Annotated in this window: 5 protein-coding genes; 2 read left to right on the top strand and 3 right to left on the bottom strand. The window is 72.0% G+C overall.

Annotated features, from left to right (window positions below; translation table 11 throughout):
* Positions 1-2: 2 nt before the first annotated feature.
* On the top strand, positions 3-845 hold the full coding sequence (locus N7L95_RS23800; RefSeq protein ID WP_301257717.1) for an OmpA family protein: 843 nt from the start codon (positions 3-5) through the stop codon (positions 843-845).
* Positions 846-963: 118 nt separating this feature from the next.
* Here N7L95_RS23800 and N7L95_RS23795 read toward each other — a convergent pair whose 3' ends face one another.
* The 3 genes from N7L95_RS23795 to tssA all read right to left on the bottom strand — a co-directional run bounded on the left by N7L95_RS23795 (position 964) and on the right by tssA (position 3,980).
* Positions 964-1,299, bottom strand: coding sequence for a hypothetical protein (locus tag N7L95_RS23795; protein ID WP_301257716.1), 336 nt, complete (start codon positions 1,297-1,299; stop codon positions 964-966).
* Between the two features lie 51 nt (positions 1,300-1,350).
* On the bottom strand, positions 1,351-1,560 hold the full coding sequence (locus N7L95_RS23790; protein ID WP_301257715.1) for a hypothetical protein: 210 nt from the start codon (positions 1,558-1,560) through the stop codon (positions 1,351-1,353).
* A gap of 1,349 nt (positions 1,561-2,909) precedes the next feature.
* Positions 2,910-3,980, bottom strand: coding sequence for a type VI secretion system protein TssA (tssA, locus tag N7L95_RS23785; RefSeq protein WP_301257714.1), 1,071 nt, complete (start codon positions 3,978-3,980; stop codon positions 2,910-2,912).
* 979 nt (positions 3,981-4,959) lie between these two features.
* Between tssA and N7L95_RS23780 the strand changes: the two genes are divergently transcribed.
* Entirely contained in the window at positions 4,960-13,644 is an 8,685-nt protein-coding gene (locus N7L95_RS23780) for a beta strand repeat-containing protein (RefSeq protein WP_301257713.1), read from the top strand.
* Positions 13,645-13,669: the final 25 nt, after the last annotated feature.

Below are 13,669 nucleotides of genomic sequence, written 5' to 3'. Positions count from 1 at the left end.
ACATGACATTGCACCTAGCGACCCTTTTGCGGCCGGCCCTGCTGGCCGCCGCGCTGCTGCCGCTCGCCGCGGCCGCCCAGCAAGCCGCCACGCCTGCCACCGCCCACCCGGCCCCGGCCCCCGCCGTCATCACCGGCACGTCGGCCGCGCCCAACCAGGTGGTGGTGAGCGGCACCGTTCCCGACGAAGCCACCCGCGCGGTGGTGCTGGCCCGGCTGCGCGAGCTGTATGGCAGCGAGCGGGTGGTGGACCAGATCTCGGTCGGCCCGGTGGTGGCGCCGGCCAAGTGGTCGGACTATGTCGTGCAGAAGATGCTGAGCCCCGAGCTGAAGCAGGTCACGCGGGGCCAGATGGTGATCCAGGGCAACAGCATCGACCTGAAGGGCGAGGTGGCCAACGAATCGCAGCGGCAGCAGATCGTCAGCAACATCGCCACCGGCCTGAACCCGACCTACACGATACGCAACGGCCTGCGGGTGGCGGCCAGCGAGCAGAACCTGGTGGACGACGCGCTGGCCAACCGCATCATCGAATTCGAGGCCGGCAGCTCGGTGCTCAAGCCCGAGGGGCTGCGCATCCTCGACGAGATGGTGCCGGCCCTGTCCAAGGTGGCGGCCCGCAAGATCGAGATCATCGGCCACACCGACGCGCTCGGTGCCCGTGACGGCAACATCGCGCTGTCGCTGGCGCGGGCCGATGCGGTGCGGGAGCACCTGCGCAGCAAGGGGATCGATCCGGCGCGCATTGGCATCTCGGGCGCCGGACCGGACCGGCCGGTGGCCAGCAACCAGACGGCCGAAGGCCGCGCACGCAATCGCCGCATCGAGTTTCGCGTGAGCCAGTGAGCCTCGCCCGCCCAGGGCGGATGAGGGCCCCTGCTCCACCCGGTGGCAGCAGGGCGTAAAAAAGGGCCGTCCCGCGGGACGGCCCTGGGCATGGCGGGGGCCAGCGTCGGTGTGCCGCTCACAGGCGGCGCACCCCCGGCACCCAGGCCACCAACCTGCCCCCGACATACAAGGCGCCGTGGCTATCGCCCGGCTCGGCATGGAACTCGACCTGGGCAGCGTCGTGCGCCAGCGGGTCGATGGCTTCGCATGCCGCCACATCGGGTGCCGCCACCGCAGCCAGGGCCGGCACCGGCTGCAGCCGCTCGGCCAGGCGGGACAGCAGCCCGCTTGCCAGCAGCAGGGAACGCACCAGCACGCGGCGCAGCAAGCCGTTGTGCTGCAGGGGCGAGCCGTGCAGCAAGGCCGGCTTCGCGGGATCGCAACTCGTCAACATGATGGACAGCTCCGTCAAGGCGCTCTCCGGTCACGCTCGCCACGAGGAAAGACCGGAGACCGCCGGAGATCAATAAGGACTGGGCGGATGCAGGCGCATCAGGGCTGCATGCCCCGATGCCGCCACCGCCGGGCGGTCAAACAAGGAAGGGAGGCCGACAGCCGCATGACGCGGCGCCGGTCGTCGGTGCGGTGCGTTGCGGCATGACCGCCAAAGCGGTACGCCGGCTTGAACGGCAACGGCGGCAACGGAGGTGTGGGTGTCTTGGATCTTCTTCATGGCGGACTCCTTGAGCGTGGTGGACGGAAACAACAAAAACGGCCCGGGGCGCTGACGCCTGCGGGCCGTATGAGCTTCCTGAAAAGCAAACGGCCCGGGGACACCGGGCCGTCGAGAAGCGAGCTGCAGTGCTGCTGCGGCTCAGCCTCCGGGCGCCCCGGGCGGGGACAGCGGGTGGATCGGTGCCTGCAGGCCTGCCCCTGCGCACACGACACCTCGGCCCATGCGTCGCTTCAGCGAAGCGGCATGGCGCGAACCGGTCGCTCGCGACCCGTTCAGCAAGGACACCATGTGGGGAAGGACAAACAAGATGGGCTCCAAATCAAAAAGACGGTGGGCGGGTTTCATCGCGCCGGGGTGCCGACCCTGTGGCCGGCACTGAGGTGTGCGACTTGCGTTTCATCATAGAGGGTTTCAGATGATGCGCAAGCCTTGCATCGGCACACTTACAAAAGCTTGTGCGTGCGGCGATGCCCACCAGCAGTACGCTCGGCGAGCCTTGCACCCGGCGACTGCGCCTGGTCGGTGCCGCGTCAGCCGACCTGCAACGAGGCCTGTGGCACGGCCCCACCGGCGCCGACGGCCGCTCGCAGTGATGGAGACCGGCGCCCCACCCGGCGTCCTGCTTCACTCGGGCCCGTCCACCGCCATCGCGGGTGCGGAGGTCCAGCACCGTGGCCCGTGGGAGGTGTCCTTGCCCGGCCTCGCAGCCGGGCAGCACGAAGGCGCGCAGTGCTACATCTTCCTTGGGCCTGCCGGCAATGACGGGTTCCGCCTACGGCTTGCCGAACAGGATGGGCCGCATGGCTGGAACGCCTGTACAGCTAGCTGCTCGTCGGGCACGAAGCAGCAGAACGCCTGCCCCGGCGGACGGCCTCGCTGACCAGGACGGCAGCGTGTCCTTGCGGTCAAGCAGCAGCCCGGCGCGGCGGTCGCCGGCCGCCGGAGAGCTCCTGCCTTAGGGCGGCGCGAAGACGTCTGGCCAGGCCGAACGGCGCACCTCGCGCAACCTGGTGAGGCGCATGGGCCACGGCTGATCAAGCCAGGGCAGCGCACCCAACCGTCTTCGGGCAGTGGCGGCAGGTGCACGCCGGGTGGCCCCGCCAGCAGCGGGCCCGGCAAGGCCTCGGCATACCCGACCGGCATGTGCGGCGCGCACCGCAGGGCGGCACCTGCCATTGCAGCGGGCGCTCAAGCTGCACGCCGCGCAGGCTGGCCGCCTTTCACAGCCCTGGGTTGTCCCTGGAATGGCCAGGCGTGAGGATGCAGGCGGGCATCGCGGGCGCCTCGTCGGTGAACGTGGCGCATGACACGCCGGGCGGTGGCCGCCTTGGCGGCATTGCGCCGCATCAGCGATCCTGGTCCTGCCCTTCCAGCCCCAGTAGTTCTTCCATCTGCGACAGCGAACCGCCATCCTTCAGCACCGCGCGCAACCACACATGCAGCGGCATCTCGCCCCAGCGGGCCGCCTTGTCGGCCAGATAGGCGACCGGGCTGTGCGGCTCGGTGCGGCGGAAGTACTCCGCCACCTCGCGCAGCTGGTTCAAGGCCTGTGCGCGCGAGGCAATGGGGCCCCCGGCCGCGCCCAACCCGGCGGTCGGGACGGGCTGCCCCGTCACGACGGGCGCGTTGCCCGGTGCGCCGGCCGGTGCGCCGGGCGCCGCAGCGAGTGCGCCGGAATCGCGCGCCAGGCGCTCGACCTCGTGCAGCGTGGAGGCGAGTGCCTCGCGAGCCGGCGCGAAACCGGGGCCTTCGTCACCCAGGCGTTCATCGAGCACCTGCTGCAACTCGGCCAGTGCCGCGACGCTGGCCCGCACCGATGCCAGGCATTCCAGCAGCCAGGCCTGCGGCGTGTCGCGCTGCGCGCGCTGCCAGGCCTCGAGCGTCACCTTGCCTTCGGCGAGTTGGTCGGCCGCCTGCGGGTGCTTGTCGATCTGGCCCTGCAGCGCCCGGGCCGCAGCCTGGTCACGCAGGCTGTAGGTGCCAGCCGCCGCCTGGGTGACGGGCAGCATCGGCGCCAGGTACACCACCCGCTGCAGCAACCAGCCGAGGTTGCCGATGCGCTGGTCCCAGTCACCGTCGTCCGGCTCGGGGTACATGTCGGCCCAGTACCGCTGGCACAGGCGAGCGCACAGTGCAAGGCCGTCGGCCAGGCCGGCATAGCCGCGGTTGCGGGCGGCAGCGTCGCACCACCACATCGCCAGCCGCAGGTCCTTGGTGCGCGAAGCGAGCAGCTGGCCGCACAGCGCTTCCACCCCGCGCCAGTCGGCCACCTTGAGGGTGGTCACCCACTCGCCCTGGTCCAGGCTGGGATCGTCCTCGCGGCGCATCTCCTGGATGGCATCGAACTCGGAGGAGAAGGCCATGTTCTCGCCGCAGGGGGCGTGGTCGGAGATCGGTTCGAGCAGCTTCTCGTGCATGAGGGAGCACCGGGATAGTGGGGAAAAAGTGGCGGAAGGATAGCCAAGGGCCCTGCCCGCTGCCACCGGAAATCGACCTTTGCGGCACCCCCACATGAGGGAGCCCGCTGCCGCGACCCGTCCGGCTGCCTCGCGGCACCCGCCAGGCGGAGGCCTGTCGCTGGACGGTGAAAGGCAGGCACCCACCCCCCTGCTCCGCCTTCTGGCCCGAGGGGCGTCGCCCGCTCGGCAGTGGCGGCGATGCGGCTGCCGGCAACTTCGACCCGGTGCAACTTCGACTGCGACGGCCACTGTGGCTGTGGCTCAACTTCTTCCTCTGCCTCTGCCTCTGCCTCTGCCTCTGCCTCTGCCTCTGCCTCTGCCTCTGCCTCTGCCTCTGCCTCTGCCTGTGCCTGTGCCTGTGCCTGTGCCTGTGTCTGTGCCGTTGCCGTTGCCTCTGGCCAGGTCGGCGCTGCTCGGGCTGGCTTGGAGCGGGCGACCCCCAGCGGAGGCCGTCGCCAAGGCATGGCCGACGCCGTTCGGCCGTGCCTCGCTGCCATCCGGGCCCTCGAACCAGGAAAAGTCGTGCAGCAATGCGCACCGCGGGGCCCGGCATGCGTGGCGGGCCTTCAGCAGAGGGGGCCAGGGGTCGCTCTGTGGTGCTGCAGGCTCCCCGACCGTGGGGTTCCCGGCCGGCGCAGCAGGGCACTTGGACGAGCGTGTGGTTTCGCACGCTTCGGTCAAGAGCGCAGTGCAGCGGCTGATGGAGCCGTGATTTCAGCGATCAAGTTTTCGCAGGGCCCGTCGATATGCCGTTCATACCGTAAAGGTTTTCGTCAGTAACAGTAGGAGCAGGGCTTCGAAGCGCCGGACCGCCGGCCAAGGAATCCTGCTCCGCACGCCTGCCGCGAGGTCGGGGTGCTCACGCCTTTGAATAGAACATGAGGATTGCTAAATGGCCTCGTTGATTCCGTCACTCTCTACGGCCCAGGTCGCGGCCATGTCCACGACCTCGATCCGGTCCCTCACCACCGAGGACTGGGCCGCCTTTTCGACGGCGCAGGCCGCCGCCCTCACGACGGCACAAGTGGCGGCCATCGAGACCGTGGACTTGCGCGTCCTCTCGACGGCCAACCTCGCCGCGCTGACCACGACGCAGATCGTCGCGCTCGGCACGGCGCAGGTCGCCGCACTGGGCACCAACCAGGTGGCCGCGATGACGACCACCCAGGTCGCCGCCATCGAGGTGGCCGACCTGCGGGCCCTGACCACCGCCCAGGCGGCCGCCCTCGGCACCGCGCAGATCGCGGCGCTCGGCACCACCCAGGTGGCCGGGCTTGAAACCGCCGACCTGCGGGCCTTGTCCACCGGCGGCATCGCTGCGATGTCCACCACCCAGGTGGCGGCCCTGACGACGGCGCAAGTGGGCGCCCTCAATACCCAGCAGGTCGTGGCACTGACGACCGCGCAGGTCGCCACCCTGTCGGCCAGCCAGGTCGCCTCGCTGACCACGGCCCAGGTCGCCGCGCTGCAGACGACCGACCTCGCCGCACTGGCGACCAACCAGGTGGTGGCCCTCAGCACCGCCCATGTGGCCGCCCTCACCACCGGCCAGGTCGCCGCACTGACCACCACCCAGACGGCCGCCCTCGAGGTGGCCGATGTGCGTGCACTCACGACCGCGCAGGCCGCGGCGCTGTCGAGCGCCCAGCTGGCCTCGCTGAGCACCACGCAGGTTGCCGCGATCGAGACCGCCGACCTGCGCGCGCTCACCACCGCCAACATCGCCTCGCTGTCCACCACCGCGATCTCGGCGCTGGGCACTGCCCAGGTGGCCGCCCTCGGCACCCAGCAGCTGGCTGCCCTCGGCACCACGCAAGTGGCCTCGCTGTCGTCCACCCAGGTGGCGGCACTGACCACCAGCCAGGTCGCTTCGCTGCAGACCGCTGACATTGCGGCCCTGACCACCACCCAGGTCGTCGCGCTGACCACGGCGCAGGTGGCCGCCCTCAGCACCGGGCAGGTCGCCGCGCTTGGCACGACCCAGTTCGCCGCCCTGCAGACGGCCGACGTGCGGGCCCTGACGACGACGCAGGCCGCCTCGCTGTCCAGCGCCCAACTGGCCGCCCTGGGCACCGCCCAGATCGCCGCCATCGAGACGGCTGACCTGCGCGCGCTGACGACCGCCAACATCGCCTCGCTGTCCACCACGGCCATTGCCGCGCTGGGCACCGCGCAGATTTCCGCGCTCGGCACCCAGCAGCTGGCCGCGCTCGGCACGACCCAGGTCGCCGCGATTGAAACGGCCGACATCCGGGCCCTGACCACCGCCCAAGCCAACGCGCTGTCCAGCGCCCAGCTGGCCGCCCTGGGCACCCACCAGGTCGTCGCCATCGAGACGGCCGACCTGCGTGCGCTGACCACCGCCAACATCGCTTCGCTGGGCACGACCCAGCTGACCGCACTGGGTACCGCACAAGTCGCCGCCCTCACCACCGAGCAAGTGGTGGCGCTGGGCACCACGCAAGTGGCCGCGCTGGGCACCACCCAAGTCGCTGCACTGACCACCGCCCAGGTCGTGGCCCTGCAGACCGCCGACGTGGCCGCCCTGACCACCACGCAGGTGGTGGCGCTGACCACCGCCCAGGTGGCCGCGCTTGGCACGGCGCAGCTGGCCGCGCTGGGCACGACCCAGTTCGCCGCCCTGCAGACGTCCGACCTGCGCGCCCTGACCACCACGCAAGCCGCCTCGCTGTCGAGCGCCCAGCTCGCTGCGCTGAGCACCGCCCAGGTCGCCGCCATCGAGACGGCCGACCTGCGTGCGCTGACCACCGCCAACATCGCCTCGCTGTCCACCACCGCCGTCGCCGCCCTGGGCACCAGCCAGGTGGCCGCGCTCACCACGCAGCAGATCGCCGCGCTGACGACGTCGCAAGCCGCCGCGCTCGGCACCCAGCAGGTGGCCGCACTGACCACCTCGCAGGTGGCAGCTGTCGGCACCACCGACCTGGCCGCGCTCTCCACCGCCCAGATCGTGGCGCTGACCACCGCCCAGGTGGCCGCCCTTGGCACCACCCAGCTGGCCGCCCTCGGCACCACCCAGGTCGCTGCGATGCAGACGGCCGACGTCGCCGCGCTGACGACCACGCAGGCCGCCTCGTTGTCGAGCGCCCAGCTGGCCGCCTTCGGCACGAACCAGATCGCCGCCATCGAGACGGCCGACCTGCGCGCCCTGACGACCGCCAACATCGCCTCGCTGTCGACCACCTCGATCGCTGCGCTGGGCACCGCCCAGATGGCGGCCCTCGGCACGCACCAGGTCGCCGCGTTGACCACCACGCAGGTGGCTGCCCTCGAGACGGCCGACATCCGCGCCCTCACCTCGGTGCAGGCTGCCGCGCTCTCCAGCGCGCAGCTGCAGGCACTGAGCAGCGCCCAGCTGAACGCCCTTGAGAGCGCCGACCTGCTGGCCCTGAGCTCGGCCAGCATCGCGGCCCTGAGCACCACGCAGGTGGCTGCCTTCAGCACCGCGCAGATCGCCAGCCTGAGCACCGGCCAGGTCGCCGGCCTGAGCACCGCCCAGGTCAGCGCCCTTGGCACCCAGCAGATCGCTGCGTTCACCACCGCGCAGGCCGCCGCGCTGCAGACCACCGACCTCGCCGTGCTGTCCACCCAGCAGGTGGTGGCCCTGACGACGGCCCAGGTCGCCGCCCTCACCACCGGCCAGGTCGCCGCACTGAGCACGACCCAGATCGCTGCCCTGCAGACCGCCGACGTGCAGGCCCTGACCACCGCCCACGCTGCCGCGCTGTCCAGCGCCCAGCTGGTCGCCCTCGGCACCACCCAGGTGGCGGCGCTGCAGACGGCCGATCTTCGCGCCCTGACCACCGCCAACGTCGCCGCCCTGACGACCACGCAGGTGGCCGCCCTCGGCACCGCGCAAGTCGCGGCGCTGAGCACCGGCCAGGTGAATGTGCTGACGACGGCCCAGGTGGCCGCCCTCGGCACCAACCAAGTCGCTGCGCTCACCACCAGCCAGGTCACCGCGCTCAACACCACCGACGTCGCGGCCCTGTCCACCACCCAGGTGGTGGCGCTGACCAGCGCCCAGGTTGCCGCCCTCGGCACCACCCAGCTGGCTGCGCTGACGACCACGCAAGTGGCCGCCCTGCAGACCAATGACGTCGCCGCCCTGACCACCACCCAGGCAGCGGCGCTGAGCAGCGCCCAGCTGGTCGCGATGGGCACGGCGCAGGTCGCCGCCATCGAGACGGCCGACCTGCGTGCCCTGACCACCGCCAACGTCGCCGCCCTGACGACCACGCAAGTGGCCGCCCTCGGCACCGCGCAAGTCGCGGCCCTCGGTACCCACCAGCTGGCGGCGATGAGCACCACCCAGGTGGCCGCCATCGAGACCACCGACGTGCGCGCCCTGACCACCGCCCATGCCGCCGCCCTGAGCAGCGCGCAGCTGGTGGCCATGGGCACCGCCCAGGTCGCCGCGATCGACACGGCCGACCTGCGCGCCCTGACCACCGCCAACGTCGCGGCCCTGACGACCACGCAAGTGGCCGCCCTCGGCACCGCGCAAGTCGCGGCCCTGACGACCGGCCAGGTCAATGTGCTGACCACCGCCCAGGCGGTGGCCCTCGGCACCCACCAGGTCGCTGCGCTCACCACCGCCCAGGTGGCCGCGCTCAACACCACCGACGTCGCGGCCCTGACCACGACCCAAGTGGTGGCGCTGACCACCGGCCAGGTGGCCTCGCTCGGCACCACCCAGCTGGCTGCGCTGACGACCACGCAAGTGGCCGCCCTGCAGACCAATGACGTCGCCGCCCTGACCACGGCCCACGCCGCGGCCCTGAGCAGCGCCCAGCTGGTCGCGATGAGCACCGCACAGGTCGCCGCCATCGACACGGCCGACCTGCGTGCCTTGACCACCGCCAATGTGGCGGCCCTCACCACCACGCAAGTGGTGGCCCTGGGCACCGCCCAGGTGGCAGCCCTGGCCACCAGCCAGCTGGCTGCGATGACGACCACGCAAGTGGCCGCCCTGCAGACCGCTGACGTGCAGGCCCTGACCACCGCCCAGGCTGCCGCGCTCTCCAGCGCCCAGCTGGTGGCGATGGGCACCAACCAGGTCGCCGCCATCGACACGGCCGACCTGCGTGCCCTGACCACCGCCAACGTCGCCGCCCTGACGACCACGCAAGTGGCTGCCCTCGGCACCGCGCAAGTCGCGGCCCTGACGACCGGCCAGGTCAACGTGCTGTCCACCGCCCAGGCGGTGGCCCTCGGCACCCACCAGGTCGCTGCGCTCACCACCGCCCAGGTGGCCGCGCTCAACACCACCGACGTCGCGGCCCTGACCACGACCCAGGTGGTGGCGCTGACCACTGCCCAGGTCGGAGCCCTCGGCACGACCCAGGTCGCCGCGCTGACGACCACGCAAGTGGCCGCCCTGCAGACCAATGACGTCGCCGCCCTGACCACGGCCCATGCCGCGGCCCTGAGCAGCGCCCAGCTGGTCGCGATGGGCACCGCACAGGTCGCCGCCATCGAGACGGCTGACCTGCGTGCCCTGACCACCGCCAACGTCGCCGCCCTGACCACCACGCAAGTCGTGGCCCTGGACACCGCCCAGGTGGCTGCCCTCGGCACCCACCAGCTGGCTGCGATGAGCACCACGCAAGTGGCCGCCCTGCAGACCGCTGACGTGCAGGCCCTGACCACCGCCCAGGCTGCCGCGCTCTCCAGCGCCCAGCTGGTGGCGATGGGCACCAACCAGGTCGCCGCCATCGACACGGCCGACCTGCGTGCCCTGACCACCGCCAACGTCGCCGCCCTGACGACCACGCAAGTGGCCGCCCTCGGCACCGCGCAAGTCGCGGCCCTGACGACCGGCCAGGTCAACGTGCTGTCCACCGCCCAGGCGGTGGCCCTCGGCACCCACCAAGTCGCTGCGCTCACCACCGCCCAGGTGGCCGCGCTCAACACCACCGACGTCGCGGCCCTGACCACGACCCAGGTGGTGGCGCTGACCACTGCCCAGGTCGGAGCCCTCGGCACCACCCAGCTGGCTGCGCTGACGACCACGCAAGTGGCCGCCCTGCAGACCAATGACGTCGCCGCCCTGACCACGGCCCACGCCGCGGCCCTGAGCAGCGCCCAGCTGGTGGCGATGAGCACCGCACAGGTCGCCGCCATCGAGACGGCCGACCTGCGTGCCCTGACCACCGCCAATGTGGCGGCCCTCACCACCACGCAAGTGGTGGCCCTGGGCACCGCCCAGGTGGCGGCCCTCGGCACCCACCAGCTGGCTGCGATGAGCACCACGCAAGTGGCCGCCCTGCAGACCGCTGACGTGCAGGCCCTGACCACCGCCCAGGCTGCCGCGCTCTCCAGCGCCCAGCTGGTGGCGATGGGCACCAGCCAGGTCGCCGCCATCGACACGGCCGACCTGCGTGCCCTGACCACCGCCAACGTCGCCGCCCTGACGACCACGCAAGTGGCCGCCCTCGGCACCGCGCAAGTCGCGGCCCTGACGACCGGCCAGGTCAATGTGCTGACCACCGCCCAGGCGGTGGCCCTCGGCACCCACCAGGTCGCTGCGCTCACCACCGCCCAGGTGGCCGCGCTCAACACCACCGACGTCGCGGCCCTGACCACGACCCAAGTGGTGGCGCTGACCACCGGCCAGGTGGCCTCGCTCGGCACCACCCAGCTGGCTGCGCTGACGACCACGCAAGTGGCCGCCCTGCAGACCCATGACGTCGCCGCCCTGACCACGGCCCAGGCCGCGGCACTGAGCAGCGCCCAGCTGGTGGCGATGAGCACCGCACAGGTCGCTGCGATCGACACGGCCGACCTGCGCGCCCTGACCACCGCCAACGTGGCCGCCCTCACCACCACGCAAGTGGCGGCCCTGGGCACCACGCAGGTGGCGGCCCTCGGCACCCACCAGCTGGCCGCGATGAGCACCACCCAGGTGGCGGCTCTGGAAACGGCCGACATCCTGGCCCTGACCACCGCCCAGGCTGCCGCGCTCTCCAGCGCCCAGCTGGTGGCGATGAGCACGGCCCAGGTGGCGGCCCTCGACACGGCTGACCTGCGGTCCCTGACCACCGGCAACATCGCTGCCCTGACCACCGCGCAAGTGGTGGCCCTGGGCACCGCACAGGTGGCGGCCCTGGCCACCAGCCAGCTGGCTGCGATGACGACCACGCAAGTGGCCGCCCTGCAGACCGCCGACGTGCAGTCGCTCACCACCGCCCAGGTGGCCGCGCTCTCCAGCGCCCAGCTGGTGGCGATGGGCACCTCGCAGATCGCTGCGATCGAAGCGGCCGAGCTGCGGTCCATCGGCACGGCCAACATCGCGGCCCTGACCACCACGCAAGTGGCGGCCTTCGGCACGCAGCAGGTGGCGGCGCTCGGCACCCAGCAGGTGGTGGCCCTGACCACCGCCCAGGTGGTGGCCCTCGGCACCACCGGCGTGGCGGCCCTGACCAACACCCAGGTGGCCGTGATGCAGACCGAGGACGTCGCCGCGCTGACCACCGCCCAGGTGGCCGCGCTGACCACGGCCCACGTCGCAGCGCTGACCACGGCCCAGGTCGCCGCCCTCGGCACGACCCAGGTCGCGGCCCTGCAGACCACTGACGTCGCCGCCCTGACCACGGCCCATGCCGCGGCCCTGAGCAGCGCCCAGCTGGTCGCGATGGGCACCTCGCAGATCGCCGCCATCGAGACGGCTGACCTGCGCGCCCTGACCACCGCCAACGTCGCCGCCCTGACCACCACGCAAGTGGCGGCCCTCGGCACCTCGCAGGTGGCGGCCCTCGTCACCGGCCAGGTGGCGGCACTGTCGACGGCCCATGTGGCGGCGATGTCCACCGCCCAGGTGGCCGCCCTCACCACCGCCCAGGTGCCGGCCCTGAGCACCACCGACGTCGCGGCCCTGTCCACCACGCAAGTGGCGGGCCTGAGCACGGCCCAGGTGGCCGTCCTCAGCACGGCGCAGGTGGCGGCGCTGACCACCACCCAGGTGGCAGCGATGGAGACTGCCGACGTGCGGGCCCTCACCACCGCGCATGCCGCGGCCCTGTCCACCGCCCAGGTGGCAGCGCTCGGCACCGGCCAGGTGGCGGCCTTCGAGACGGCGGAACTGCAGGCCCTGAGCACCTCGGCCATCGCGGCCCTCAGCACCGCCCATGTGGTGGCGCTGGGTGCCAACCAGGTCGCGGCGCTGACGACCGCCCAGGTGGTGGCCCTCACCACCACCCAGGTGGCGGCCCTGCAGACCGCGGACGTCGCCGCACTGACGACGGCGCAGGTCACCGCCCTGGCCACCGGCGACATCGCCGCGCTCGACACCGCCCAGGTGATGGCGCTGACGACCGCCCAGGTGGGCGCCCTGACGACGGCGCACATCGCGGCCTTCAGCACGACCCAGGTGGTGGCGCTGGAAACCGCTGACTTCCACGCCTTGAGCACGGCCCAGGCGGCGGCGCTCACGACTGCGCACATCGCGGCACTCGGCACCGCGGACGTCGAGGCCCTGAGCACGGCGAACATCGCGGCGCTGTCCACCGCCTCGATCGACGCCCTGACCACCACCCACGTGGCGGCGCTCACCACCGGCCAGATCGCGGCCCTGACCACGGCGCACATCGTGGCCCTGGCCACGGCGGATGTGGCGGCGCTGACGACCGAGCAGGTGGTCGGGTTGCAGACGGCCGACATCCAGGCCTTCACCACCGCCCAGATCGTCGCCTTCGAGACGGCTGACCTGGCGGCGCTGACGATGGACCAGGCCTCCGCCTTCACCACGACGCAACTCGGCGCGATGAGCGGCAGCCAGCTGGATGCGCTGATCTCGGCCTCGCCGATCGTGCTGGACCTGAACGGGGACGGCGTGAAGACGGTGGCTGTCGGCAGCGGCGCGATGTTCGACCTGAACGCCACCGGCAACGTCACCTCGGTGGGCTGGGCTTCGTCGAAGGACGGCCTGCTGGTGATGGACCGCAACGGCGACGGCGTCATCAACGACGGCCGCGAACTGTTCGGTACCGCCACGCAGACGGCCTCCGGCCAGCGCGCGGGTGACGGCTACGCCGCCATGCGGCTGGAAGACAGCAACGGCGACGGCACCCTCTCGGCCGCCGACGCCAGCTTCAGCCAGCTGCGGGTCTGGGTCGACGCCGACGGCGACGCCTTCACGGACGCCGGCGAGCTGAAGACGCTGCAGGAGCTGGGCATCGTCGAGCTGGACCTCAACGCGAGCGCCAGCGACGCGAAGGACAACGGCAACCTGCTGGCCCTGGTGTCGAGCTACACCACCGCCGACGGCAGCCAGCACCAGATGGCCGACGTCTGGTTCCAGCGCGACAACACCGGCTCGACCGGCGGCAACACCCCGGTGGCCGCCGGTAGCGAGACGGCGGTGGCCGACGCGGCAGCGCAAGCGGCCGCAGCGGACGCGGCGAGCGACAGCAGCGCCAACCTGGGCGTCGGCACCCATGAGGTGCTGGCCGACCGGGGCAGCGACCTGCTGGCCAGCGCGCCGAGCGGCAGCGATGCCACCACCGGCGGCAGCAACGCCGGCACGCTGGAGCACCACCTGGCCCTGCTGGACCGCACCCAGCAGCTGCTGGACGACAAGCAGCAAGACCTGCTGCTCTAAGCCCGCCGCCCGGGGCGCATCGCGC

The sequence above is a fragment of the Eleftheria terrae genome, assembly GCF_030419005.1.
GTDB classification, from domain to species: Bacteria; Pseudomonadota; Gammaproteobacteria; order Burkholderiales; family Burkholderiaceae_C; genus Caldimonas; species Caldimonas terrae.
This window is presented reverse-complemented; position numbering and strand designations above follow the sequence as displayed.